The following is a 26,918-nucleotide window of genomic DNA, read 5'->3' on the forward strand; positions in this document are numbered from 1 at the left end:
GAAAATATTCCGGCTTTTCTTTTTTATTCAGGTTGTCTATGAACCATATTCTTTCTTCCATTCATCGGCAGCTCCGCTCAGAACATTGTAAAATTCTTCGCCGTACTTTCTGATTAATGGTGTTTTCAGGAATTTATAAACAGGAACCTGAAGCTCTTTTCCAAGCGTACAGGCATCGCTGCATACATTCCATTCATGATAATTTAATGCTGTAAATGAAGAGTATTCCGTAACACGGATAGGATAGAGGTGGCATGAAATAGGTTTCTGCCAGTCTACTGCACCATCTTCATATGCTTTTTCAATACCACATTTTGTAATTCCTTTATCATCAAAAGTTACATAAGCACATTCACGGTTTTCCACCATGGGAGTAACATACATTCCGTCGTGTGGATCAGTAGTCCATGTACCCTGCTCTTCAAGGGCTTTGATGCCTTCCTGAGTAAGATAAGGTTTGATTTTGTCAAAAATACCGTCCAGTATTTCAAGCTCGTTTTTGTCCAACGGAGCTCCAACATCACCTTCCACACAACATGCCCCCTTACATTTGGTAAGGTTGCACACAAATTCTTCGGAAAAGATTTCCTCAGAAATCAATTTATCGTCTATCTGAATCATAATTTTTTAAAATAAATCAAAATACGTACCTGCTTTAAAGGTAAGTAAACTTAAAATAATAAGCCATAAGCCGGCCTCCTTCATCCAATATTTGGGTAAGAATCTCATCATTCTGCTTAGAATAATACTTGATGGAAATGCCAGAAGCAATAAGTATTCATAGTTTTTATTCATGTAAAGAATGATGGTAACAAGCTGAGCTAGAGAAAAGACCAGCAGAAAAGTATATTTGTATCTGCTTATCGGACTTTTCTTATTATAGTTTTGAAAATGGTCATATACGGCATAAACAAGCATCAATGCCACTGGAATTAAGGGGAATAATTCCGTATAATCTGTTACCGGTTTCATCTTTCCAAATGGGAAATAATCAATATTCCATGAAGTGAACTGCACAAAGAACATCACAGAAAAATAACTGAATACAATCAGAATCACCCCTAAAAGGAACCTGAAAAGATTTAAACCTACTTTGGCAGAAGTAGCAATCACGTGAATGATTACAAAAACAGCCATGGGCCAGGTAGTAGGAAGAAAAATAAAATTCAATGCTACTATGGCACCTACCAATACATAGGATTTCTTCCTGATATCTTCATCGGCACTCGTTAAGAGTAAGATCAGGAAAGAGTTGGTTAACAGTGAAACAGCAATTCCTATGTCTAAATTACCCGGATACAGCCCAAAAATAAAAAACGTATATAAAAATAATGGCAGATGGGTTTGATAATTAAGGGCAATACTGTGAAAACAAAAATATCCTAAAGCAATTCCCAGAAATGTAATTCCGGCAATAATTGCTTCATAAGTATTGAAATTCAGTATATTAAATATTACGACTACTAAAAGAAGACAACCAATATAAACAGGAATTGAAAAAATATTGCTTTCTTTTGAAAGTAATTTAAACATTTTTTATAAATTTGTACAAAGTTAATTTAAAAAAGGAAAATAATGACGTCTTTCTTTCTATTCTTAAGCAAAGTTTTCAAATCGAGTTTCGCATTCTTTGATACTTTCGGAAATGTTTTAAACTGGATTCTATTTATAGTTTGCTGTGTATTATTCACTTACTGGTGCTACGTACTGGTTGTAACACTTGGTGGTGATAAAGATAAAGATTATTATTCTCCAACGGAAGGTAAGAATCCTTACTATGATCCGAATATCTACAAAAAAGAAGGTTAATTAATTGGTTATATAGTAAAAAACCGATCAAATAATTTATTTGATCGGTTTTTTTATGACTAACGATTAAAATTTTCTTTACTTAGTCGTGGATAGGGAGTACCAAAACCGGGATATTCGAACTCTTTGTAAGTCCTTTGGTAAGACTTCCTACAAATACATCATAAATCCCGCTTCTTCCGTGTGAACCCATCACAATATAATCAGCATTATTTGCCTTGGCATATTCAAGAATAATATCTTTTGCCAATCCTTGTTTTAAAAGATGCTCACAATCGATATCATGGGCGATGATTCTTTGCTCTATTTTATTAAGCTGAACCAATTCTTCCCTGATTTCATTGGCTTCCACTTCCGGAAAATATTGAAATCCCATATCACCAATAGCAAAGCCGATATCGGATGGTGCAACATGGATCAGGTAAATTTTACCATTAAGTTGTTTTGCAAATTTTATGGCACCTTCCACCAGTTGGTCTGTTTTGTCCCCAAAATCTACGGGTAATACAATATTTATCATAACCTTTCATTTTGTTACCTAAAGATATAAAAAAATTACCAGACTTTTATGTTAAATACTTATAATATTCGGATGTCCAGTATTTTTTCTTCCCCAAGGTAAGCCTCCAGAATATCGTTTTCCTCTACTTTTTCAACTCCTTTTGGTGTGCCCGTATAGATAAGGTCACCTACTCTTAAAGTAAAATACTGAGATGCAAAAGCAATAATATCATCAACATCAAATAACATATCTTTAGTGTTGCCATCCTGAACTTTCTCTTTGTTCTTCAGAAGAGAGAAAGAAAGGTTCTTAAGGTCAAAACTTTCTTTTTTAAAGAAATTCCCTACTACCGCAGAACCATCAAAGCCTTTAGCCAGTTCCCATGGTAATCCTTTTGATTTTAATTCACTCTGAAGGTCTCTGGCCGTAAAATCAATTCCTAAACTTAATTCTTCATAATGTTTGTGAGCCGTTTCCTTCTGAATGTATTTTCCGCCTTTAGATATTTTTATCACCACTTCCAGCTCATAGTGGATGTCATTGGAGAATTCAGGAATATAAAAATCATTTCCCTTTAAAACCGCTGTATCCGGTTTCATGAAAATAACAGGGTTCTCCGGAATTTCGTTTCCTAATTCTTTAGCATGTTCGCTGTAATTTCTTCCTATGCAGATGATTTTCATAACTCTTTTTTATTTTTTTACTTCGTCATTGCGAGAAACGAAGCCGTCTTTTTATTGATGTAAATATTTTATTGTACTTATTCGTGGATAAATTCATTGCCACAATAATAGCACACAAATTTATGGCTCGTCAGAAACGAGATGCCAAAAAAACTGGTAGCCCTGTCATCTCTGTAGATATGATTGGAACCACATTTTGAACAAACAAAATCAAATTCCGGATCTTCAATAGTGTGTTCTACTTCTAACGAGTATTGTTCATTGTCTTTATAATCCTTAAGAATTTGTTCCGCTTTTTCTCGATCTTCCTCAAAAACCTGAAGCTGAATTCCGCCTACAGCCTGAGAAAGCAGCCAATCCGACTGAATAAGCTGTTCATTCGCAATGAAACTGTTGATTCCGTTTTCAGCCAGAATCTGTTTGTCCCTGTTAGCTTCAAGGGCTGTTTCATAAAATTTAAAGCGAACCAGATCAGACATATTTAAAATTTACTAGACAGTTGAATCTTAGTGAATACTTTCTTGGTATACAGAGGGAAATCTGCATTCTGAAGCCATCCGAAATATCCAAGATCCTTCTGGAAAACAGCTTTTACACCTTGTCCTTTATATTTTCCGAAGTTGAAGACCTCTTCCTGCTTATCATTATATCCGATAAATCCGGCAAGGTCAGCATTCTTATTATGGAAAGTGAACTCGCTTAATTGAGCAATTTCATTCGGAATATCATCATATTTTCCAACCTGTGCGTCCAGAACTTCGAAGGTTGCCATCACATCCGCTTCTGCCGAGTGGGCATTTTCTAATGTTTTTCCACAGTAAAACTGATAAGCCGCTCCTAAATTTCTAGGTTCTTTTTTATGGAAAATAGTCTGTGCATCTACCAATTTGAATTTGCTCAGATCAAAATCCATTCCCACTCTTAATAACTCTTCAGCTAAAAGGGGAACATCAAATCTGTTGGAGTTAAAACCTCCTAAATCCGTACCGGTAATCATTTCCATAACCTTAGAAGCAATTTCTCTGAAGGTAGGAGCATCTTTTACATCCTCATCGTAGATTCCGTGAATTTCACTGCTTTCTTTTGGAATGGCCATTTCAGGATTTATTTTCCAGGTTTTGCTTTCTCTGGAGGCATCCGGATTTACTTTTAAGATACATATTTCAACAATTCGGTCTTTTCCGATGTTGGTTCCCGTAGTTTCCAGATCGAAAATACAAAGTGGTTTATGGAGTTTTAAGTTCATGTTGCTCATTAATAATTTGAAAATGTGTTAAATTGAAAATAAGAAGTTCTCTATTTTCTATCTTAATTGTTTTTGAAAAATAAGTGATACCAATATATAATAAATAACCAGCATCGGAATTCCCACAGTCTTAAAGATCGCAAGAATAGCGATTCCGCCTATCAATAATGCTACTTTTGGATAGTTGTCTTTTAATGCTTTGGATTTAAACTTCATTGCCATCATTTTGATTGGGCTGATGAGAAGCCATGAAGTAAGGAATGAAAGGATGACAAGCAGTAATGCATTTTCAAACAGGAAACTGAAAGTTCCGGTTTCCTTAAAAGCATAGTATAATCCAAATAAAAGAACTGTATTGGTTGGAGTGTTTAATCCTTTAAAATAATACCTCTGTTCCTCATCAAGATTGAAGATCGCAAGTCTTAGGCAGGAGAAAACAGTTACTACCAGACCGATATATTTAATTTCAAAAGGAAAATGAAGTCCAAGAAGCTCAGCTCCGAACGGTTCTAATGCTTTATACATCGTAAGTCCGGGGATCACTCCAAAACTCACCATATCCGCAAGAGAATCCAACTGAAGCCCCAGATTAGAGTTCGATTTTAAAGCTCTGGCTACAAATCCGTCAAAAAAATCGAAAATAGAGGAGAGGATAAGGCATATTGCCGTTGTTTGATAGTCTCCTAAAATAAGATGTATTACACCCACACAGCCTGCAAATAGATTAGCCAGGGTTAAGGCATTAGCCAGATTATTCTTTATAAAATCCATAAGTACAAAATTACAGTTTTTAAAAATTCTAACTCAAAATAATATGCACTAAAAAACGCAATAAAATGATTTTGATGTAAATTTGCCCCATGAAATTTTTAAAAGGATTTAGAAAACAGGAAGTTCTGGCACTGCTTTACAGGATTTTTTTAGCCTATACTTTTTATCAGATCGCAAGACTTTTATTCTGGTATTTTAATAAGGATCTGATTAAAGTAGGCTCTGTTTCAGAGTATCTTAAGTTGGCTTACCATGGTACAGCTTTCGATACCACAGCTATTTTGTATGTCAATGCACTATTTATTTTGTTAAGTCTTTTACCGTTGGTGATTAATACAAAAAAAGGATTTCAGAAAGTCCTTTTCTGGGTTTATTTTCTGACGAACGGATTAGCGTATGGCATGAACTTCGGAGACTTTATTTATTATAAATTTTCACAATCAAGGCTTACTTCAGCTGTATTTCAGGTAGCAGAGCATGAATCTAATGTTTCTCAAACGCTGATGATTTCAGTTGGACAGCATCCTTTTGTGCTGATTTGGTTTATCGTTTTAATGGGATTATGGGTTTTCCTTTATAAAAAAGTAAAAGTAGATGAAACAAAACCTGTACAATTACTTCCTTATTTTTTATCTTCCATTGTTACTTTGTGTATCACAGCTGTTTTGGTGGTAGGAGGAATCAGAGGAGATTTCAAACATAGCACAAGACCTATCAATATGGTGGATGCTACCCGTTTTGTAACCAATCCATTGCAAGGGAATTTGGTTCTTAACAGTACGTTTTCATTCTTCAGAACTTTAAACACTAATAATTTCAAGGAAGTTCATTTTGTAGATGAAAAATATATTGAAGAAAATGTGCATCCCTATAAAGTATATGACAGAAAGGTGGAAAACCGCCCCAATATTGTTATTTTCATTGTAGAATCTTTTGGCAGAGAGTATTCCGGAGCTTTTAATAAGGATAAAAATATTAAAGATTACGTTTCCTATACTCCGTTTATGGACAGCCTGGCAACACAAAGTCTTATTTTTCCGAATACTTTTGCGAACGGAAGGCAGTCTATTCATGGGATGAGCAGTGTTTTGGCCGGAATTCCGAGTCTTACGGATGCTTTTACAGGTTCTCCGTACTCCAATCAGAAGATTCAGTCCATTGTTTCTGTTTGTAATGAGCTGGGATATGATACTTCTTTTTATCACGGAGCTCCTAATGGTTCCATGGGATTTTTGGGATTTGGAAATATTTTAGGATTCAAACATTATTTCGGGAAAACAGAATATAATCATGATGAGGATTTTGATGGAATGTGGGCGATCTGGGATGAACCGTTTCTTCAATACTTTGCTAAAAATGTAGGAAAGAAACAGCCTTTTATGACCACGGTATTTACTGCGTCCTCTCATCATCCATTTAAAATTCCGGAAAAATATCAGGGGAAATTTAAAAAAGGAAAAATAGAAATGCATGAGCCGATACAGTATACGGATTATGCCATTAAAAAATATTTTGAAACGGCTAAAAAAGAACCTTGGTTCCACAATACGATTTTTGTTTTCACAGGAGATCATACCAATCAGATTTATTATCCGGAATATGAAAAGGCAATGAACCGTTTTGCAGTTCCATTAGTTTTATATTCTCCAAATCCAGCATATCAGCTTAAAGGAGAAAATACTGAAATGGCGCAGCAAATAGATATCTATCCAACACTTGCTGATTTGATAGGATACAATAAACCCATCAGAAGTTGGGGAAGAAGTCTGGTAAGTGATAAAAAATATCCGGATATTATAGTAAATTCAGATGGAAATAATGAACAGTTTATGATCGGAAATTATATCTATCGTTTTGATGGCAAGGATATTGTGGGAGTATATGATAAAGCCGATCTTGCTCTTGAAAAGAATTTGGTTGGCCAATTAAAAACACCTGAAGTAGAACAGGGAAAACAAACGGCAAAAGCTTGGTATCAGGATTACATGAGTAGAGTAATCAACAGGAAACTGAATTAACAGAAATCATTTATTTACTCTTTTATGCTTTGTATAATAAAAGTTTTTGTTCGTTAAAAATTAATTTATATTTTTATCAATACTTAGAAAAGTATATTATATTAAAATTAAAACTATAGAAATATGAAAAAAATAATGTTAACGTTCGCGCTTTCTTTATTTGGAGTGATGACATTTGCACAGATAGAAGGAAAGTGGAAAACAATAGATGATGAAACCAAACAGGCTAAATCTATTGTAGAAATCTTTAAGAAGACAGACGGAAAGTATTACGGGAAGGTTTCTCAGTTATTAATAAAACCGACAGAGCCCAACTGTACAGCTTGTAAAGATGACAGAAAAGGAAAACCAATTGCTGGGCTGGAAATAATCCGTGGACTGAAAAAAGAAGGAGACGAATTTACAGGAGGCACTATTACAGACCCTAAAACAGGAAAAACGTACAAATGTACCATTACAAAAAGCGGAGATAAGCTTAATGTAAGAGGATATTTAGGATTATCATTATTAGGAAGAACCCAGGTTTGGGAGAAAGCTAATTAATATAAGTTTAAATAGAATTTTAAAATGGCATTTCAGAAATGAAATGTCATTTTTTTTGAAAAATTATGTAACGAAAATAAAATCTCCCCACTTATAGAATATGAGCACCGGACAGGAGAAAACATTTGTAGAATTTTTTAAGCCTAATCAAAAGCTTATCCATAAAATATGCAGAATATATACAGATAATACTGAAGATCATGATGACCTTTTTCAGGAAATCACCATTCAGTTATGGAAATCTTTTCCAGGTTTTAAAGGAGAAGCTAAATTTTCGACTTGGATGTACCGGGTAGCTCTTAATACAGCAATTACTTTATTTAGAAAACCTAAAAGAAAGGATGCACAAACAGTAGATATTGATGTTTCATCCCTTAAAATGGAATATGAGGTTTATGAAGATGATGAACATAAGCTTCAAAAAATGTATAAGGCAATCTATACATTATCTGATGTAGAAAAAGCCTTAATCATGATGTATCTTGAAGATAAGCCTTATAAAGAAATTGGAGAGATCCTTGGTATTACTGAAGGAAATGCAAGAGTAAAGATGAATAGGGCTAAGAATAATTTAAAAATCAAAATAAACACAAAATAATATGGACGAATTAGAATTGTTGAAAAAAGACTGGAATAAAGAATCAGACGATTTTAAAGAATATTCTGAAAATGAAATCTATAATATGATAAAACATAAATCTGTTTCCATGACCAAAACATTGTTGCTTATTGGGGGAATTGAGATTATATTATGGACCTTGTACGGGTATCTTGATCAACAGTTTCCCTATCTGAGAGTTGCTATGTTTTTAGTTTTTACAGGATTAATTATTTATCTTTTCAATAAAATGAAAACCGGACAGAACAGTATTGCATTAATGAAAAATATTATAAATCTGAGAACGCTCATATTAGCATATGCATGTATTTCTTTGATGTTGGCCATTGTTGATAGTATTATTCATTTTAATCATGATTTAAGAGACTTTATGGCAGGTTTTAAAGATGGATGGAATACAGCTCATCATATGAATAACTTGCCTACTAATCCTAATACAATAGTACCTGTAACGGCAAATTATATTGTTTTTGCAATTGTTTTGCTCATCACCTTTTATCTTTTGTATGTAATTTATAAAAGAACTTATGGGAAAATTTTACATGATCTTAGAAAAAACTACAAAGAACTCAGCTACCACGAAGAAAACCCCTTTTAAATAAAATTAATATTAAGGCTTTCCATTCAAATGAGATACCTTTTTTGTTATGTTAGTAATAAAAAATCACTATTTTTGTAGTCTAAATTTTTCAAATAAATATGGCAGAATATACTTTTCGTGAGGTAATTGCACAAGCAATGAGCGAGGAAATGCGTAAAGACGAATCCATCTTTTTAATGGGGGAGGAAGTTGCAGAATACAATGGTGCGTATAAAGCTTCAAAAGGAATGTTGGATGAGTTTGGTCCGAAAAGAGTGATCGATACACCTATTGCTGAGCTTGGTTTTACAGGAATTGCTGTAGGAGCTGCAATGAATGGTAACAGACCAATTGTAGAGTATATGACGTTCAATTTCTCATTGGTAGGTATTGATCAGATTATCAATAACGCAGCGAAAATCCGTCAGATGAGCGGAGGTCAGTGGAACTGTCCTATCGTTTTCAGAGGTCCTACTGCTTCTGCAGGACAATTGGGAGCTACACACTCTCAGGCTTTTGAAAACTGGTTTGCAAACGTTCCTGGTCTTAAAGTAATTGTTCCTTCAAACCCTTATGATGCAAAAGGATTGTTGAAAACAGCTATCCAGGATAATGATCCTGTTATCTTCATGGAGTCTGAGCAGATGTATGGTGATAAAATGGAAATTCCTGAGGAAGAATACTACTTACCAATAGGAAAGGCAGAAATTAAGAAAGAAGGTACAGACGTTACTTTGGTTTCTTTTGGTAAAATCATGAAGCTGGCTATTCAAGCTGCTGAAGATATGGCTAAAGAAGGTATCTCTGTAGAAGTTATTGATCTTAGAACAATTCGTCCACTGGATTTTGATACGATTTTAACATCTGTAAAGAAAACAAATAGATTAGTGATCTTAGAAGAAGCTTGGCCATTTGGATCAATATCTTCTGAAATTACGTATATGGTACAGCAAAAAGCATTCGATTATTTAGATGCTCCAATCAAGAGAATTACTACTCCTGATGCACCTGCACCTTATTCAGCAGCATTATTTGCAGAATGGTTCCCTAAGCTTGAAAAAGTAAAAGAAGAAATCAAAAAAGCGATGTACGTAAAATAGTTATAGAGAAAAACTTCCGAAAGGAAGTTTTTTCATTTATTATATTCATGAAGAATAATTCATGACGTCATAAAATTAGTATAAATTTGCGCCTTTAAAATAAATAAGCTGATATGGCAGAAGTTACAGAAGATGGTTATCATTTTGATATAAAGAAACTTTCTTTTATTGGAGTTTTAGTGTCTTTGGGAATTGTTTTTGGGGACATTGGTACCTCTCCGCTTTACGTAATGAAAGCAATTGTGAATGCGAGATCTCAAGGTAGTAATATGCCTTTCAATGAATATATAGAAGGAGCTCTTTCTTGTATTATTTGGACACTTACCCTTCAGACGACCATAAAATATGTAATTATTGCTTTAAGAGCAGATAATAAAGGAGAAGGTGGGATTTTAGCTCTGTTCTCCCTCGTTAAAAACCTTAAAAAAGGGTGGCTGTATCTTATTGCAATTGTAGGAGCTGCAGCGCTTATCGCGGATGGAGTGATTACCCCTTCGCTTACCGTAATGTCAGCAATAGAAGGGCTTGAAATTTATAATCCTCATACCCCTGTTGTTCCTATTACCATTGGAATTCTTATCGCAATATTTGTGGTGCAGCAATTCGGAACTAGCTTTATTGGTAAGTTTTTTGGGCCGGTAATGGTAGTTTGGTTCTTAGTATTAGGAGGTTTAGGAGTGATGCATTTGAGTGAAAATCTTGAAATTCTAAGGTCTTTTAACCCTTATTATGCTTACAAGCTGATTGTAAACTCTCCAAGTGCTATTGTTATTCTTGGTGCTGTTTTCCTTTGTACAACAGGAGCAGAAGCTCTTTATTCAGATCTTGGACATTGTGGAGCCAAAAATATAAGAATAAGTTGGGCATTCGTTAAGATTATGCTTATTCTAAATTATCTTGGACAAGGAGCTTGGCTTTTAACCAATTATAACAAACCTGGATTTTCCGTTGTGAACCCATTCTTTGGTATTATGGAAGAATGGATGATTATACCAGGAGTAATTTTAGCAACAGCTGCTGCAATTATTGCAAGCCAGGCCTTGATTACAGGTTCTTTTACCATTTTTTCTGAAGCAATGTCTCTTAATCTATGGCCTAATCAAAAAATTGATTACCCTTCCGGAGTTAAAGGGCAAATGTATATTCCTAGAATCAACTGGGGACTTTTAATCTTATGTATCATCGTAGTTCTTCATTTTAGAGAATCAGGAAAAATGGAAGCAGCTTACGGACTTTCCATTACAGTTACGATGTTGATGACCACAATCTTATTAGTCTTCTGGCTATTGAAACATAGAGTAAGTAAAGTACTGATCCTTCTTTTTGCTTTGGTATATATGGCGATTGAATTAGGTTTCTTCAGTGCGAATATTATTAAATTCATGGAAGGTGGTTGGATCACTGTTGTACTGGCCGGGTCTATCGGAGTTTCTATGTACGCATGGTATAACGGAAGATTGATAAAAACAAGGTTTATTCAGTTTGTGAAAATAGAAAAGTATATTTCTATTCTCAAAGACATGAAGCTGGATGAAACCATTCCTAAATACGCTACAAACCTTGCTTATCTGAGCAGAGCCAAACGAAATGATGAGGTAGAATCAAAGATTATTTATTCCATCATCAAAAAACAGCCGAAAAGAGCAGATCATTACTTTATCCTGAGTATTGTTAATCAGGAAGATCCATATACATTCAAATATACGGTGGATGAAATTTTGCCTGGAACCGTTTATAAGATCAATTTCCTTTTAGGGTTTAAAGTTGACAGGAGAATCAATGATTATTTCAATATGGTACTGAAAGATCTTATGGCAGATGGAACCATTCCTTCAAAAAGTAGTCATCCTTCTTTAAGAGCTCATGACATACCACCGGATTTGAAATATGTGATCATAGATAACACCTATATCAACGATATACTTCTGACTGTTAAACAGAAGATTACCCTTAATATTTACAACTTTGTGAAGTATATCGGAAGTGATGACTTTAAGGCATGGGGAGTGTCTTCTCACAATGTTGAAGTGGAGTCTGCACCAATTACAGAGCTCACTGTTTATGACAATAAAATTGAACAGTCCGGATACTTCCGTCATAACTCTTAATACCTGGAGTATTTAAACCATAATATCTATTTAAATAAAAATCAATAAATTTGTAGATAATTTTTTTAATGGATACAATACAAAAAGAAAAAAATATAGCTTTAATCAAGGATGTTTTAAGAAACTACTTATTGGAAAAAGGGTTTAGAAACACTCCTGAAAGATATACGATATTAGAAGAAATTTATAATATGGATCATCACTTTAATGTTGATGATCTGTATCTTCTGATGATGCAGAAGAAATACCATGTTTCTAAAGCAACTATTTATAACACTATTGAGATTTTCCTTGATGCAGGATTAATCCGTAAGCATCAGTTCGGGGAAAAGACCCTGACTTCTTCATCCTATGAGAAGTCTTATTTTGACAAGCAGCATGACCACCTGGTGATCTACAAAAAAGACTCAGATAAAGAAATTGAAGAAATTATTGAATTCTGTGACCCAAGAATCCAAGGAATCAAAGAAGCCATTGAAGACGCATTTGGCGTAAAAATTGATTCTCATTCGCTATATTTTTATGGCACTAAGAATGACTAATTAATGAGAATAATCCTTTTTCTGTTTATCTTTATTTCTACGCTTGGCTTTGCGCAGGATAAAACTCCTGTGAAGAGAGACCCTTATTTACAGACTTCTTCACCTGCAAAACCTCAGCCCTTGAAACCTGAAGATAAAATAAAACTTATCAACGCAGATAAAATTATTAAAGATCCCACAAAATATGATGGTAACCAGTATTTTGTAGGAAATGTTCAGATAGAGCAAAAGGGATCCATACTTACCGCAGATGAAGTTGTTCTTTATAGTGAAGAGAACTTTGCCAAAGCTATTGGAAATACAAAGCTTCAAAATGCTGATGGCTCTGTTATTACAGCAGGTGAAATGGAATATGATGGGAATACCCAAAAAGGTGTTGCCCGGAAAAATGTTGTCCTTACGGATCCAAAACAAACCATCAAAACAGAAGTTCTGTATTATGATAAACTGTCGAGTCAGGCTTATTTTAATACGGGAGGTACTATTTCCGACAGCCAGGGAAATGTGATGTATACCAAATCTGCAACCTATTTTCTTGATACCAAAATGATTGATTTTGTTGGAAATGTTAAAATAGACAACGCTCAATACATTATTGAAGGAGTTAATATCAAGCAGAACCAGAATACCAAAGTAGCAGAATTTTTCGGGCCTACTACCATTACCAATAGAGCTAATCCTAAAAACAAGGTTTACACAGAAAGAGGAACCTATAGGATGGAAACCAAAGAAGCTTTCCTGAACAAAAATTCCAAGATCTTTTATAATGATAAAATTCTTACCGGTGATGACATGTATTTTAATCAGATCACAGGTTTTGGAAAAGCAACCGGTAATGTAAAGCTTGATGATCCGAAGGAAAGAAGATATGTGAAAGGAGGATATGGTGAAATCTTTGAGAAAAAAGACTCTTCGATGATAACCAAAAATCCTTATGCTGTTAAAATCATGGAAAAAGACACTGCATATTTTGCTGCAGAGACGATCATAACTTATCAAAGACCGGATTCTCTGGATATCAGAATTAAAAAGAGCTTTTTAAGAGCTTATAAAAAGGCAAGAATATACAAATCCAATGCACAAGGTAGAGCAGACTCTATCGCTTTTAATGAAACGGATGGTGTGATGCATATGTATACAAAGCCTATTTTATGGAGTGGTGAAAAACAGGTAACAGGTGATAAAGTTGAAGCCTATTTTAATACTCAGAATGAAAATATAGACTCCTTAAAAGTAATTGGAAATGCCTTTGCCATTAGTAAAGTAGACTCTTTAACCCTGAAAGATGAATTCAATCAGGTGAAAGGTAAGTATATGACAGTTTACTATCAAGGTAATGATATTAAAGAGGCTAGAGTAGTTGGAAATGCACAGTCTATTGCTTATGTAGATGATGTAAACCAAGAAACTCAAAAACCGGAAAGAATTGGAATCACACTTTCTGCTTGTGGTATTATTGGTGCTTTATTTGAGGAAAGAGCTTTGCAGATTATTTCATGTAGTATTGGGGCAACTGCGGATACCTATCCAATGAGTAAAATAGAGCCTTCTAAAAGAAAATTTCCTGATTTCAACTGGAATACCAAAGACAGGATCAGGAAATGGCAGGATGTATTAGTTGACAGTCCGAATTATGAAGAAATTAAATATTCTTCAGATAATGAGCTCTATGATAAGGCTCAGGATGCTATAGAGAAAGAACGAGCCAAAGAAGAGGCTAAGAAACCGAAAAGAGTAAGAAAATAACTATAAAATGAACCGCTTTATTTGTAAAGCGGTTTTTTTTATTTCTAATGGTTAATTTGTTATCTTTTTGAAGAATAAAAATTAAAAATAGAGGTTTTCAAATTTTGTTCAGGTAGGTTTTTGTTAAACAAAGTCCTATTTTTTGCTGATTGTTAATATTTAATCAAAAAACTCAGAATTTAATATTTTATATCATTATATAGTGAAAAATTAATATGTTAAATAAATTTTATTAATCATATTGATAACAGTAGAAAATGAATTGCATGAGCATTTTACCATTTTTAATAAATTTATTTAATTTAATGTATGGTATTGATTATCAGTTTTTTATTGAGTGTTTTTTAATTGTCGTTAATTAGCTTTTAATTTGGATGAATGGCAGATTGAAATATTGTTTTATGATATGAAATGTTAAAAAATCATTCCTCATATCAATAAATGGTGAAATTTTTACGAGCAAATCACTAAAAAGAGTCTACAATCGTTCGAATTTTACCCTTAGATTTTAGAATTTTAAAATATTTTTTTTTCTGTCTTAAACTTAGAATTTTCTGTTGAGTAGAGCTGTTTTTATTGGTTATATTTATTCTAATATATAGGAATTATTATTTTTTTTAAAATATCATAATTATATAATTATAATATTTTATACATTTAATAGGTCAAGCCAATCTAAAAATGACAATATGAAATTAGAATTTATTATCTTGATCTTTATTATTTGTAATATAAAGATCGGTGCCCAAGTTGGTATTTCCAAAACGGCAGGCTTTCAGCCTGACGTTCGGGCTCAATTGCACGTAAAGCAAGATGATTATGCCACAAGATTACCGAGAGCTAACACAACCTCGGCATTACCTTCCTCATTAACCGGGACAACAGGAGACGGAACTCAGGGTTCCATTATCTTTAACCGTGAAACAGGAAGTGTTGTTCAGAATGACGGAACAAGTTGGAAAATTTCAGATCCTATTGTTACTACCATGAAGAATAATAAAATGGCTCGTTTTGTAAGAAATGGTACTGTTACTACAGCTTGTGATCCCTGCGTGATATTTCCACTTCCCAACTGTATTATAGGGTCTAATCAGCAATGCGCTGCAGTAGATGTTCCCTTTACCGCAGGAACACCAGCTCTGAATGAAATCTCCGCAGATGTAGATTTAGTAAGTACTCCAAGTAACATGATTACTTTTAAAACAAGAGGTCTGTATAAAATCTCATTTAAAAGTGGAGCCATTAATGTTGGAACACCTACTTGTTTAGGAGTATCTACCAACCTATATTCAAGATTAAATCTGGAAATTAGTTCTGATGGTGGAAGCACTTGGAGGCCCGTGAATAATACGGTAAGTAATACTACTGGAGGGTTGCTTTCATTAGGTTCTATACCTGTAGGATCCATAGATGTAGGTCAATCGTTGGCATTTACTTATGTAGGAGTCTTTAATGCTAATGACAGAGCAAGGCTTAAATTTTTTGGAAACCAATCCATGTTAATTGGAGGGTGTGTAGGTAATAATATGTTTTTTGCCATGAACACAACAGGAAACTCTATATCTGATATTATTGTTGAAAAAATAAATATGCAATAAGATGAAAAAAGTTACATTAATTATAGCACTTTTTTGCCAATACTTTCTACAGGCGCAAGTAGGTATTGGTGGTGATATCTATAGCACAAAAAATATTGTAAAGGTTGTGGATGGAACCAAGGGAGCCATACTTCCTTATTCCAACAGTTTTACTTCGTTTCCACAATATAACGCTGGAGTAACAGATGTATTTAATGATTATCCCAATCTTGTAGGAGGGCTTATCTACAATAAATCTGATGATCAGTATTACAAGTATGATGGTTATGCGTGGAATCCTGCGCGGCAGATTCAAGGGATATATCAACCTAAAGGATCAAGACTGGGAATCTCTTCGGGGATTTCAATTCCATGTATTGCTTTTGGTTTAGGGATTTGTCTTTCAGCAGGTTCTGCTGTTTATTTAGCTCCAGACAACAAAAGTGAAGTTCTTGTGGATAATCTTATATTAAAAAATGCAAGTAATGTAACGATAAAACAGGCCGGTATATATGATGTGGGTGCTGCTTTAGGTTTTACCGGTGGATCTCTTGGAGCCCAGATAGGCGTTACAGAATTTAAACTTACTCTGCAGGTTAGATATACACCCACAGGAAATTGGGAAACCATCGTTACCAAGTCTAATTATTCACTCATATTTGTTATAGATACAAATGGAAATAAGACATGCAGTTTTGCCCAAACTCTTTCGTTACCAGTAGGGGCTGAGTTGAGGGTTATCCCTACCATCAGAACTATTGGTGGATCAGGAGGATCGCTTTCTGCTTATGGAACAGATGCTAACTCAATCAACTCTTATCTCGCAGCACGTTTAATTAAAGCTTATTAAGATGAAAAAATATTTATTCGGACTGTCTTTATTGGCCATCAATATTTACAGTGCACAAGTGAATTTTACCAATATTCCTAATCCGGACTCTAATGCTAGTGGGAATGACAGGGTAATGATGTATATTACTAATACCAGTGAGGCAACAGGGGTGAAAGGATTCGGACTTCCGACTGTAAATGCAGGCACAGATCTTCCTTACACAGGAGCAAGTGCTCCTGCAACCAGAATGGAAGAATTGAGAGGAATGCTTTTGTTTGTTAAAAGTACCGGCCAGGTAATGGTTTTTGATGGGTTGGTGTGGAGTAAAGCTTTTGAAATAGAATCTGATAATATCTCAAGATTCCGGTTGAATACAGTTTCTACTACAAATGGTACAGCTTTCCTACCTATAAATAACACTATTGATAAACCTAATTTCCTTGCTGATCCCTTAAAACTGAAAACAAATGTTCCTACAACAGGAGCTGATCTCAATAGGTTGTACATCAGGCAAACAGGATTATATAGAGTCAACGTGAATCTGACCTTTACAGGTCCCACCGGATCCTTTAGTAATAGGTTAGGAGCCAGCTTATACCTGAATGATGTGAAAAGATTTCAATTGCTGGAAGATACCGTTAATTTTGACGGAACCAACCGGAAGATCAGTTTAGATATTTCAGTATATGCGGTTCAAGGACAGTATATTACATTAGAATCAATTACAGAAGTAAGTGGTACAACCAATTATACGGTTACTAATGACAGTTATGTAACTGTGGAAAAAGTATTATAAGTTTAAACGAATCTTAATATTTCAATTAAAATCACTCTTAAATTATTAAGGGTGATTTTTTTTATCCCTATCAATAATTTCGGCATTTGCTGAATCTTTTATAGCTTTGCTGAAATTTTTTGAGACAATGGAAATGCACAAAGATTTTTATATATATCAGGCACAAACCACAAAATTTGCTGCAGGTTTTGAAGTTGAAAAAGCAGAAGGGAATTACATTTACGGTACAGATGGAAGAAAATACCTTGATTTTGTAGCTGGAGTTTCTGCCAATACCTTAGGGCATTCACATCCAAAAATAGTCAATGCTATTAAGGAACAGGCCGATAAATATCTTCATGTAATGGTATATGGAGAATATGCTCAGGAAAAACCAATTGCACTATGTAAATTACTTGCAGAAGCTACTCCCGCACCTTTGGAAATAACGTATCTGGTAAATAGTGGAGCGGAAGCTATTGATGGAAGTTTGAAGCTGGCCAAGAGATATACAGGAAGAGAAGAAATTATTTCCTTTAAAAACTCATACCATGGGAATACGCATGGAGCATTAAGTGTTTCGGGAAATGAAAACCATAAAAGAGAATTCCGCCCGTTATTGCCGATGGTTACTTTTATCGAATTCAATAATGAAAATGAGTTTGAAAAAATTACAGAAAAAACGGCCTGTGTCATTCTGGAAACCATTCAGGGAGCAGCAGGATTTCTGGTTCCCAATGATGATTATCTGATTAAATTGAAAAGAAGATGTGAAGAAGTAGGAGCACTTTTGATTCTGGACGAAATTCAACCAGGATTTGGAAGAACAGGAAAACTATTCTCATTTGAGCATTTTGGAATTGTTCCGGATATCCTTGTTATGGGGAAAGGAATGGGAGGAGGAGTTCCGGTAGGAGCATTTATGAGCTCCAGAAAAATTATGGAAACTTTATCTCACTCCCCAAAGCTGGGCCATATTACCACTTTTGGAGGAAATCCATTAATTGCAGCAGCTAGCCATGCTACTTTGAAAGAAGTGCTGGAAAGTGGTTTGATGGAAGAGGTGGAAGAGAAAGAAAAATTGTTCAGAGAACTTTTGGTGCATCCAAAGATTAAAAATATCAACGGTAAAGGCTTAATGCTTGCTGTCAACCTGGGAGAACCTGAATATACTTTGAAAGTAGCTAAAAAGTGTATGGAAAACGGACTTATTGTTTTCTGGCAATTATACAGAAATGAATATTTGAGAATTTCTCCACCCCTTACATTATCCCTTGACGAAATCAGAAAAGGCTGTCAGATTATACTGGATATTCTTAATGAAGACTAAAGACAAAGTCTCTCCAAGCGGAGAGATTTTTTTTATGCTTCACATGGCAGTTTTAAGGGTTTATACTTAACATAATACATATTTTTTATCTCTGATAAATATCATGCAGATTCTTTAAAAAAGTAACTGCAATTTTGTGTAATAAAAAAATTAATTTATATATTGCGGGACGATAAAAACAAAGATTATATGGCGAAACATAAAGTCCATTACGAATTTCCAATGCATTGTTTATCAGAGATTTTATATGAATATCTGGCTACTGCAGAGGGGTTGTCTGAATGGTTTGCGGATGAGGTTACAGAGAAAGGCGATGATTTCTTTTTTAGCTGGGGTGGAGGCCTTGCAGAAAAGGCCACTTTGATCAGATATAAGCCTGAAGGTTTCGTACGTTTCAGATGGGAAGAAGATGAAGGAACTAAAAACTTCTTTGAAATGACCATCACAATAGATGATATTACAGAAGACTTAGCACTGAATATTACAGATTTCTGTGAAGAAGGTGATGAAGAGGAAAATGCAATGTATTGGGAAAATCTTATTGAGAACCTCAGAATAAAATTAGGTGCTGCATAATGCAGGACTGTATCAAATGATAAAACTGATGAACGATTTATCGTTCATTATTTTTTTGTAAATAAATCACATCGAAAATTGGAAAATCAATATTTTACTTCAGGCGAATTGAATGTAAAGAACAGGGCCTTTCTTTGGGGCGATGCAGTGAAGGTTTCTTTCTTTGTAAGAGACGGCAAATTGATCATGGATGAAGAATGCTATTTCTTCCTGATGGCTTCCATGAGAAAGATGAGAATGAATATTCCCTTAACCTATACACTGGAATTTTTCCAGTTACTGTTCCAAAAGGAGATCATAGATGGGAAAGGAATAAAGAACGGAATTATCAATTTCCAGGTGTTTAGAAATCAGGATGCCTTAACATTGGCAAAATCTTCGATTTCCTATTTTTATGAAGTTGCAGAGATGGATGATGTGCTGGTGGTTCATCAGAGACCTTTGGAATTGGATCTGATTAAGGAAATCAATGTAAATAATAATCTCTTAAGCAATATCAGAGTACATTGTCCTGAAAATATCTATGGCGGAATTTATGCCCAGGAAAATGACCTTGATGATGTAATCCTTTTAAACCCTAATAAAAGAATTGCCCGTACTACCTCAGGTAACCTTTTATTCATGGAAGGAAATATTATTAAAGTTCCGAAACAGACAGAAGGGGCCTACATCTCTCCTTTAATGGAAAACTTCGTTACTTTTTTACATAAAAATAACCTGGCTGATATCCAGGAACACGAGATTATTGCATTTGAATCTCAGAAAGCAGAAGAAATTCTAATGATTTCTGATGAGAAAGGCATATTTTCTGTAGGTAAAATAAGAAATAAAACCTTTGAAACTTCCCGATTTACAGAATTGGTAGAAAGCTGGCAAAAGAGTTTTAACTCATAAAATTGACAAACCCGGTAAACAACAACGTTACAAAGTCCTTTACCGGGTTTTATTCTGAGTAAATCAGAAATTGTTTTTTTATTTAATTTCCGTTGATGATGTCAACGAATTTTTGTGCGATTTCCTTTTGTCCGTTTTCACTGGTAATATAAGCTCTGTCTGCAGAATTATTGATGAATCCTAATTCAACCAATACAGCAGGTGCTTTGGTTTCTCTTAAAATGTGGAGATTGTTGCGTTCTTCAATTTTACGGACTTTGAATTTTTTATATATTTTTCCCGCCAGTTGCTTTGAATCTTCAGAATTCTGAACATATATTTCAGTTCCATGCATAGAAGTCTCTTTCTGAAGAGAAGTATTAACATGGAGTGAGATAACCATTGCCGGGTTCAATTTGTTGATTTGAGTGGTTCTTTCCGAAAGGCTGGGATAGATATCTTCATTTCTTATTAAAATCACTTCATATTGATTCTGTGTTCCACTAAGCTTTTGAATTTGCCCTGCAATACTTAATGTGATGTCTTTTTCAGTAAAATGAGCATATACTGAACCACAATCATTTCCACCATGACCGGCATCTATGACAATGTATTTCTTATTAAGAGGAGTAAATGATAAAAAAGCAGTCGAAAAGATTGATAAAGCAAGTAATGTAATACCTTTCATTTCAGTGATTTTGGTTTTTCAAAGAACGGAAAAACTTTCTTTAAAATTGGTTAACAGAATCCTAAAATTTGTTAATTATTTTACTTATTTGAAAAAGATATAGTTAATTTAGTGAAATATCCTCAGGTGAATTGGCCCAAAGTAGGAATTCTCCACCAAGATTCTGCATAATAGATTTCCATAATGTCTGGTCATTTGGAAGAGTATAATCAAGATTGTAAACATCTACTACCGTCCACATTTTTCTCTGAACCTCACTGTCCAACTGGTTAGGAGCCCATCCGGAATATCCGGAGAATATTTTTACATTGTGAATATCCAGTTCGTTGGCCAAAACGGCATTAATAATACGTTCAATATCTTCGGTAAGATAATATTCATCGGTGATATCACTATAAATTTCAGTAACTTTTTCACCACCTTTTACAATGAAAAAGACTTTGTCATTTTCTACAGGACCCCCATCATATACCTCAATCTTAAAATCAAAGAATTCCTTGAATTTACTGCTCATCTGACTATTCTTTTTATTCAGTATCAAACCAAAAGCTCCGCTTTCGTTATGTTCAATAACCAATACTACCGATCTTGAAAAAATATCGCCGGAAATGTCAGGTGTCGAGATTAATATTTTACCTTTGTATGAGTGATTCATACTCAAATTTAATAAAAAATATTTATGGAAAACCTGCATGACAAAAGAAAAGTGTACGATAAATCCCAACTTATTGAAAGTGAGATAAAACAAAATCCAATTGAGCAGTTTAGAGACTGGTTTTTGGAGGCTAGTGAGAGTCCTATGATCTCTGAAGTCAATGCTATGGCGGTTTCTACAGTAGAAGAAGATGGGTGTCCCAGAACAAGAATGGTGTTGCTGAAGGCGTATACATATGAAGGGTTTATTTTTTATACCAATTACAACAGCAGAAAAGGAAAAGCAATAGAGCATAATCATAAAGCCTGCTTACACTTTTTCTGGCCAAATTTAGAGAGACAAATCATTATTAAAGCTAATCTTGAAAAAGTAGCGGAAAATTTAAGCGATGGTTATTTTCATTCAAGACCTAAGGGAAGTCAGCTTGGTGCTGTAGTTTCTCCACAAAGCCAGGAAATCCCTAACCGTGAATTTTTAGAAGAAAAATTAAAAGAGCTGGAAAAAGAATACGAAACTACAGAGGTGCCAAGACCTGTCCATTGGGGCGGATATCTGGCAAAACCTTATGAAATTGAATTCTGGCAAGGAAGACCTAACCGCCTTCACGATAGAATCGTATATCAGTTGGAAGATCTGGACTGGAAGGTCTCACGATTGGCTCCATAAGCAGAAAGATGGAAGCGAAAAGTTGAGAGATGGAAGGTACTGGTGTTTGCTATACCTATTTTCAACGGATTAATTGAAAAATATTTTGAAATATCAATATAAGAGGTCGTCTCAAAAGTCAAAAAATTTGACTTTTGTTATTCTGATGCAGGAGGAATCTCATTGATAATCAAATTGGTGGTTCTTTTTAGTAGGGGTTTTTCCTTATTCTAAGCACTTAATTTGTCATCCTGTAAGGGTCTGAATATTGAAAGATTTATTGACGAACATAGTAAGGTCTTTTTCTATTGAATCATATCTGTATTCAGAAATTCAAATCCATAATTAATAATCTATCCACTATCAGTAATTATAAGGCATAAAAAAGGCTGTTTCGAAGAAACAGCCTTGAATTTTTATAATCTGAATGATTATTTTTTCTTAGCACCAGAAACTGCATTTGATAAATCAGCTCCAGCCTTGAATTTAGCAACTTTTTTAGCAGCAATTTTGATTGGTTTTTTAGTTGCAGGGTTGATCCCTTGTCTAGCTGCTCTCTCAGCTACTGAGAAAGTACCGAAACCTACTAAAGAAACTTTTCCATCTTTTTTCTTTAAAGTAGAAGTTACGTTACCAATGAAAGATTCTAAAGCTGCTTTAGCTGCCACTTTAGTGATACCTGCATCTTTTGCGATTGCGTCGATTAATTCAGACTTGTTCATAATTTTTAATATTAAAGTTAGTTCGTAATTATAGCAAATATAATACTATTTTCTAATTGTGCAATTTTTTTATTAAAACTTATACAATTTTTTTACTTTTCAGTGAAAATGGTTAAAATATGATAATTCGTGTTTTCACGAAAAATCTACGTTACGGGTTACTAAAATCATGCCAAATGCTTATGTTTATTGACTTTAGCAAAAAGTTAATATTATTTCCTGTATTTATTAAATCCTAAATTGCGTATAAAGTATTGAAGTTTTTAAGAATATAATTGTTAATAATATAATTAATAGTCTCTTTTATTGTGTTTTATAAAATTAAACACCATTGTTTATGGGAGTTTTTTAATGGTAGTGAAGGTCTGTTTTATTAATTTTTATTAATAAATTTGCAGCATGTTAATAGAAGTTTTCAAGTCCAAGATCCATAGGGTAAGAGTAACAGCCTCAGACCTTAATTATATAGGAAGTATAACAATAGATGAAGATCTTATTGAAGCTGCCGGATTGGTAGTAGGAGAAAGGGTTTATATCGTCAATGTAAACAACGGAGAACGTTTTGATACGTATGTTATCAAAGGGAAAAGAAAATCCGGAGAAGTATGCCTTAATGGGCCAGCTGCAAGAAAGGTGCAAAAGGATGATATCATCATCATTATTGCCTATGCACAGATGACGCCTGAAGAAGCAAAAGACTTCCAGCCTAAGATTGTTTTCCCAGATGAAAAAACAAACCTTCTTACATAATTCATGGAGAAAACATCAAAAAGTCCTTTAAAATCAATAATTACAATAGTAATATCGCTTGCTTTTGCAGGCTTTTTTTTATGGCTTGCCTTGCGTGGGCTTGATTTTAAAGTGATTCAACAGTCATTGGCTAAGGCCAACTATCTTTGGGTATTGTTTGCATCTGTATTTGGCCTTTTGGCTTATTGGTTCAGAGCGATTCGCTGGAATCTGATGCTGGAGCCGATGGGACATAGGATTTCAAACTCCAATTCACTTTGGTCTATTTCATTTGGATATCTCATGAATCTTACCATCCCTAGAAGTGGTGAAGTGGCACGAGCTACAGCTTTGTATGGGGTGGAAAAAGTGCCTGTAGATAAATCTTTCGGCACAATTATCCTGGAAAGAGTAGTAGACCTGATATGTATGCTTGGTTTCCTTGGGCTGACACTATTGTTTAAATATGAGGCAATCGTATCATTCTATGAAAATTCAGGCGTGAATATCAATCCTAACAAAATTTTGCTTGTTCTTGCTATATTAATAGGAGGTACAGTCTTATTTTTTGCCTTTAAAAAGAGATTGGCGAATGTTCCGTTTTTAGGAAAGATTGTCAATTTTATAGATGGTATTTTTCAGGGGTTAAGCACTATTTTCAAGTTAAAACAAAAAGGAAAGTTCATATTATATACACTGGGAATCTGGATTTCCTATTATTTTGCAGCATATCTGGTGTGTTTTGCACTTCCTGAAACTTCAGCATTTACCTTTGCGGATGGTTTCTTCATTATTGTTGTAGGAACATTGGGGATGATTATTCCGGCAAGTGGTGGAATTGGAGCTTATAATTTGGCGATGAAGTATGGTTTTATGGCTCTTTTTATCTCAATAGGGAAAAGTGCAGATCTTGGTGGTGAAATGGGACTTACTTATTCTTTTATTTCTCTACCGCTCCAGATTGTAATTATGCTGGTAATGGGACTTATTTCTATTCCAATGCTGGCGAAGGCAAGAAATGAAGCCGCTTCAAAGAAGGAATTTTAAAAATTAATTCAACAATTATACTGTATAAAGGTTCAATTTTTTAATTGGACCTTTTTTATTGTCTTTTATTTAATTGGGAAATTAGACTTAATTGCTTTATATCCATTATTTTTAATAAATAAATTTGGTCAATTCATAAATCAAATCTATCTTAATGCAAAAAATAATTCATAACATAAAATACTATGGCAATTAATCTACAGAAAGGACAAAAGATCGAGATTGGATTGACTAAAATGACAATTGGACTTGGTTGGGATCCTAATGAAGGGACAGGCTACGACTTTGATCTTGATGCTTCAGCAATCATGATTGATTCTGACAGAAAATTAGTGAGCGAGGAATATTTTGTTTTTTATAATAATCTGAACTCGCCGGATGGAGCTCTTACCCATACTGGAGATGATCCAAGTGGAAAGAACAGTGATGGAGATGATGATGAAGCCATCATTATTGATCTAGATAAGGTAGATTCAAGAGTTGAAGAAATTCTTTTTGTGGTTACTATTGAAGATTTTGAAAGAAGAAAACAAAACTTCGGACAAGTGAGAAACTCTTACATCAGAGTAGTTGACAACAGCAATAATCAGGAGATTGCAAAATATGAACTGGATGAGGATTTTTCTATTGAAACAGGAGTTGAATTCGGAAGACTGTATAAAAGAAGCGGAAGCTGGAAGTTTGAAGCTTCAGGGATAGGCTACAGGGCAGATCTTGGTTTTTTCCTTGAGAAGTATTATAAAGGACAAATCATCAAATAAATAATAAATACACTAATACACAAAACGATAGCTATGGCAATTAATTTACAGAAAGGTCAAACGATTGATTTAAGAAAAAACGACCGTGGAGAAAGTGTTTATGACCTTTCAAAAGTAACGATCGGATTAGGATGGGATGTAAGGAAGCAAGGTGGTTTCTTTGGAAAAATTTTTAATAAGGAAGCCGAATATGATCTTGATGCAGTAGCGTTTCTTTTAGATGGTAGCGGAAAAGTTGCTAATCTTGGGAGAACAGTTCAGACAAATGACGGAAGACAGATGGGGTTGTACCAGGGAGATGTAGTTTTCTTCAATTCTATGCAACACCCAAGCGGAAATGTATGGTTGACGGGAGATAACAGAACAGGTGCCGGAGATGGAGATGATGAGCAGATTATTGTGAAGCTAGATCAGCTGGATCAAAGCTACCAGAAAATAGTATTTCTGGTTACCATTTATCAGGGAAGAACCAATAACCAGCACTTCGGAATGATTGAAAACGCATTTATCCGTGCTGTAGATGCTACAGGTAAAGAAATTACCAAGTACAGTCTTTCAGGAGATTCCAGTATGAATGGAATGTGTGCAATGGTTTTTGCTGAAGCATATCGTCATAATGGAGACTGGAAGTTCCGTGCTGTGGGAGAACCTCACAATACAGATAATTTTATTGATATTCTGAGACAGCAGTATTCATACTCAAACTAAACTTTAGATTTCTATTCAACATAAAAGCCGGCTGGGAAGTCTTCGACTTCCTCCGCCGGCTTCAGAATTAATAACCACCTTATGACCAGAAGATTATTAGCATATTTTTTACTGGATACCTCCGGCTCTATGAACGGGGAGCCAATCCAGGCACTGAACAACGGCTTCAACGGGCTTATCAGTATGCTTCGTGCAGATCCACAAGCGATGGACAGCCTTCACTTAAGTGTCATTACTTTTGATAGGGAAGTTAAAAATATCATTCCGCTAACTGCTCTTGCCAATTTTTATCCCATGGAGATTACCTGTCCGGATAGTGGTCCTACTCATACGGGGGCAGCACTGGAAATGGTAGCTGAACTTGTTCAGAAAGACCTTGTAAAAGGTTCTGCTGATGAAAAAGGAGACTGGCAGCCGTTACTTTTTATATTTACGGACGGAAAGCCTTCCGATATTCAGAAATACAGGCAGATGATTCCGGTACTTAGAGACCTTGAGTTTGGCGCTATTGTAGGTTGTGCTGCAGGTCCTAAAGCTGATGAGCAGTATTTGAAAGAATTAACAGATCATGTTGTAAAACTGGATACTACAGATGCTATCACGCTTTCATCATTTTTCAGATGGGTAAGTTCTTCCATTACACAAGGTGGACATTCACAAAATACAACAGATCACGTAACATTGCCTCCGCCACCATCGGAGCTTACTATTATTATTTAAAAAATTGTCTTTA

Annotated in this window: 31 protein-coding genes; 21 read left to right on the forward strand and 10 right to left on the reverse strand. The window is 34.6% G+C overall.

Going from position 1 to position 26,918, the window contains the following annotated elements; genetic code table 11:
* Positions 1-36 precede the first annotated feature (36 nt).
* Together J2772_RS15060 and J2772_RS15065 are read right to left on the reverse strand one after the other, a co-directional pair.
* Positions 37-621 (reverse strand): DUF3109 family protein, encoded by a 585-nt coding sequence (locus J2772_RS15060; RefSeq protein ID WP_209918089.1) that lies wholly within the window; start codon positions 619-621, stop codon positions 37-39.
* Positions 622-627: 6 nt separating this feature from the next.
* Positions 628-1,533, reverse strand: coding sequence for a DUF6427 family protein (locus J2772_RS15065; protein ID WP_209918091.1), 906 nt, complete (start codon positions 1,531-1,533; stop codon positions 628-630).
* A gap of 42 nt (positions 1,534-1,575) precedes the next feature.
* Here J2772_RS15065 and J2772_RS15070 point away from each other — a divergent pair, with 42 nt between their 5' ends.
* Complete coding sequence (locus J2772_RS15070; RefSeq protein ID WP_209918093.1) at positions 1,576-1,809, forward strand: DUF6341 family protein; 234 nt, start codon at positions 1,576-1,578, stop codon at positions 1,807-1,809.
* Between the two features lie 82 nt (positions 1,810-1,891).
* Here the strand turns inward: J2772_RS15070 and J2772_RS15075 are convergent, their stop codons facing one another.
* The 5 genes from J2772_RS15075 to J2772_RS15095 form a co-directional block, all read right to left on the reverse strand.
* Entirely contained in the window at positions 1,892-2,329 is a 438-nt protein-coding gene (locus J2772_RS15075; RefSeq protein ID WP_209918095.1) for a universal stress protein, read from the reverse strand.
* A gap of 59 nt (positions 2,330-2,388) precedes the next feature.
* On the reverse strand, positions 2,389-2,994 hold the full coding sequence (locus tag J2772_RS15080) for a fumarylacetoacetate hydrolase family protein (RefSeq protein ID WP_209918097.1): 606 nt from the start codon (positions 2,992-2,994) through the stop codon (positions 2,389-2,391).
* Positions 2,995-3,071: 77 nt separating this feature from the next.
* Positions 3,072-3,473 carry a putative signal transducing protein gene (locus J2772_RS15085; protein WP_209918098.1) on the reverse strand — a complete coding sequence of 134 codons (402 nt, stop codon included), beginning with the start codon at positions 3,471-3,473 and terminating at the stop codon, positions 3,072-3,074.
* A gap of 2 nt (positions 3,474-3,475) precedes the next feature.
* Positions 3,476-4,240 (reverse strand): 3'-5' exonuclease, encoded by a 765-nt coding sequence (locus J2772_RS15090; protein WP_045500539.1) that lies wholly within the window; start codon positions 4,238-4,240, stop codon positions 3,476-3,478.
* Positions 4,241-4,297: 57 nt separating this feature from the next.
* Positions 4,298-5,011 (reverse strand): CDP-alcohol phosphatidyltransferase family protein, encoded by a 714-nt coding sequence (locus tag J2772_RS15095; protein ID WP_209918101.1) that lies wholly within the window; start codon positions 5,009-5,011, stop codon positions 4,298-4,300.
* 89 nt (positions 5,012-5,100) lie between these two features.
* On the opposite strand from J2772_RS15095, the gene J2772_RS15100 reads away from it, so the two are divergent.
* From J2772_RS15100 to J2772_RS15165, 14 genes are all read left to right on the forward strand, one after another.
* Positions 5,101-7,029: an LTA synthase family protein gene (locus tag J2772_RS15100; protein ID WP_209918102.1), complete on the forward strand. Its 1,929-nt coding sequence runs from the start codon at positions 5,101-5,103 to the stop codon at positions 7,027-7,029.
* Positions 7,030-7,152: 123 nt separating this feature from the next.
* Positions 7,153-7,572 carry a DUF2147 domain-containing protein gene (locus tag J2772_RS15105; protein WP_209918105.1) on the forward strand — a complete coding sequence of 140 codons (420 nt, stop codon included), beginning with the start codon at positions 7,153-7,155 and terminating at the stop codon, positions 7,570-7,572.
* 100 nt (positions 7,573-7,672) lie between these two features.
* Entirely contained in the window at positions 7,673-8,170 is a 498-nt protein-coding gene (locus J2772_RS15110; RefSeq protein ID WP_209918107.1) for an RNA polymerase sigma factor, read from the forward strand.
* Position 8,171: 1 nt separating this feature from the next.
* A complete protein-coding gene (locus J2772_RS15115; protein WP_209918109.1) occupies positions 8,172-8,789 on the forward strand; it encodes a hypothetical protein in 618 nt (205 codons plus the stop codon).
* Positions 8,790-8,890: 101 nt separating this feature from the next.
* Positions 8,891-9,871 carry a pyruvate dehydrogenase complex E1 component subunit beta gene (locus J2772_RS15120; RefSeq protein ID WP_089737606.1) on the forward strand — a complete coding sequence of 327 codons (981 nt, stop codon included), beginning with the start codon at positions 8,891-8,893 and terminating at the stop codon, positions 9,869-9,871.
* A gap of 113 nt (positions 9,872-9,984) precedes the next feature.
* Positions 9,985-11,979 (forward strand): KUP/HAK/KT family potassium transporter, encoded by a 1,995-nt coding sequence (locus tag J2772_RS15125; RefSeq protein WP_209918111.1) that lies wholly within the window; start codon positions 9,985-9,987, stop codon positions 11,977-11,979.
* A 68-nt stretch (positions 11,980-12,047) separates the two neighbouring features.
* Positions 12,048-12,521: a Fur family transcriptional regulator gene (locus tag J2772_RS15130; protein WP_034709941.1), complete on the forward strand. Its 474-nt coding sequence runs from the start codon at positions 12,048-12,050 to the stop codon at positions 12,519-12,521.
* A 3-nt stretch (positions 12,522-12,524) separates the two neighbouring features.
* A complete protein-coding gene (locus tag J2772_RS15135; protein ID WP_209918113.1) occupies positions 12,525-14,267 on the forward strand; it encodes an OstA-like protein in 1,743 nt (580 codons plus the stop codon).
* A 689-nt stretch (positions 14,268-14,956) separates the two neighbouring features.
* The gene (locus tag J2772_RS15140; RefSeq protein WP_209918115.1) at positions 14,957-15,865 is read left to right on the forward strand and encodes a hypothetical protein; all 909 of its coding nucleotides are present in this window, start codon (positions 14,957-14,959) and stop codon (positions 15,863-15,865) included.
* Position 15,866: 1 nt separating this feature from the next.
* Positions 15,867-16,694, forward strand: a complete 828-nt coding sequence (locus J2772_RS15145; protein ID WP_209918117.1) for a hypothetical protein — start codon at positions 15,867-15,869, stop codon at positions 16,692-16,694.
* A 1-nt stretch (position 16,695) separates the two neighbouring features.
* The gene (locus J2772_RS15150) at positions 16,696-17,472 is read left to right on the forward strand and encodes a hypothetical protein (protein WP_209918119.1); all 777 of its coding nucleotides are present in this window, start codon (positions 16,696-16,698) and stop codon (positions 17,470-17,472) included.
* Between the two features lie 133 nt (positions 17,473-17,605).
* Entirely contained in the window at positions 17,606-18,781 is a 1,176-nt protein-coding gene (locus J2772_RS15155; protein WP_209918516.1) for an aspartate aminotransferase family protein, read from the forward strand.
* Positions 18,782-18,970: 189 nt separating this feature from the next.
* Positions 18,971-19,357 (forward strand): START-like domain-containing protein, encoded by a 387-nt coding sequence (locus J2772_RS15160; RefSeq protein WP_209918121.1) that lies wholly within the window; start codon positions 18,971-18,973, stop codon positions 19,355-19,357.
* A 78-nt stretch (positions 19,358-19,435) separates the two neighbouring features.
* Positions 19,436-20,251 carry an aminotransferase class IV gene (locus J2772_RS15165; RefSeq protein WP_209918124.1) on the forward strand — a complete coding sequence of 272 codons (816 nt, stop codon included), beginning with the start codon at positions 19,436-19,438 and terminating at the stop codon, positions 20,249-20,251.
* Between the two features lie 82 nt (positions 20,252-20,333).
* Here J2772_RS15165 and J2772_RS15170 read toward each other — a convergent pair whose 3' ends face one another.
* Positions 20,334-20,918 carry an N-acetylmuramoyl-L-alanine amidase gene (locus J2772_RS15170; protein WP_209918126.1) on the reverse strand — a complete coding sequence of 195 codons (585 nt, stop codon included), beginning with the start codon at positions 20,916-20,918 and terminating at the stop codon, positions 20,334-20,336.
* A 103-nt stretch (positions 20,919-21,021) separates the two neighbouring features.
* Entirely contained in the window at positions 21,022-21,573 is a 552-nt protein-coding gene (locus J2772_RS15175; RefSeq protein ID WP_045500495.1) for a YqgE/AlgH family protein, read from the reverse strand.
* A 24-nt stretch (positions 21,574-21,597) separates the two neighbouring features.
* On the opposite strand from J2772_RS15175, the gene pdxH reads away from it, so the two are divergent.
* Positions 21,598-22,239, forward strand: a complete 642-nt coding sequence (gene pdxH / locus J2772_RS15180) for a pyridoxamine 5'-phosphate oxidase (protein WP_209918127.1) — start codon at positions 21,598-21,600, stop codon at positions 22,237-22,239.
* Between the two features lie 410 nt (positions 22,240-22,649).
* Here pdxH and J2772_RS15185 read toward each other — a convergent pair whose 3' ends face one another.
* The gene (locus J2772_RS15185; RefSeq protein WP_027379880.1) at positions 22,650-22,940 is read right to left on the reverse strand and encodes an HU family DNA-binding protein; all 291 of its coding nucleotides are present in this window, start codon (positions 22,938-22,940) and stop codon (positions 22,650-22,652) included.
* A 399-nt stretch (positions 22,941-23,339) separates the two neighbouring features.
* Between J2772_RS15185 and panD the strand changes: the two genes are divergently transcribed.
* The 5 genes from panD to J2772_RS15210 all read left to right on the forward strand — a co-directional run bounded on the left by panD (position 23,340) and on the right by J2772_RS15210 (position 26,905).
* On the forward strand, positions 23,340-23,690 hold the full coding sequence (panD, locus tag J2772_RS15190) for an aspartate 1-decarboxylase (protein WP_002976902.1): 351 nt from the start codon (positions 23,340-23,342) through the stop codon (positions 23,688-23,690).
* 3 nt (positions 23,691-23,693) lie between these two features.
* Positions 23,694-24,716 carry a lysylphosphatidylglycerol synthase transmembrane domain-containing protein gene (locus tag J2772_RS15195; RefSeq protein WP_209918129.1) on the forward strand — a complete coding sequence of 341 codons (1,023 nt, stop codon included), beginning with the start codon at positions 23,694-23,696 and terminating at the stop codon, positions 24,714-24,716.
* A gap of 185 nt (positions 24,717-24,901) precedes the next feature.
* Entirely contained in the window at positions 24,902-25,477 is a 576-nt protein-coding gene (locus J2772_RS15200; protein ID WP_209918131.1) for a TerD family protein, read from the forward strand.
* Positions 25,478-25,510: 33 nt separating this feature from the next.
* Positions 25,511-26,185, forward strand: a complete 675-nt coding sequence (locus J2772_RS15205) for a TerD family protein (RefSeq protein ID WP_209918133.1) — start codon at positions 25,511-25,513, stop codon at positions 26,183-26,185.
* Between the two features lie 81 nt (positions 26,186-26,266).
* Positions 26,267-26,905, forward strand: coding sequence for a vWA domain-containing protein (locus tag J2772_RS15210; RefSeq protein ID WP_209918135.1), 639 nt, complete (start codon positions 26,267-26,269; stop codon positions 26,903-26,905).
* Positions 26,906-26,918 lie beyond the last annotated feature (13 nt).

The sequence above is a fragment of the Chryseobacterium jejuense genome (genome assembly GCF_017877355.1).
Taxonomy (GTDB): domain Bacteria; phylum Bacteroidota; class Bacteroidia; order Flavobacteriales; family Weeksellaceae; genus Chryseobacterium; species Chryseobacterium jejuense_A.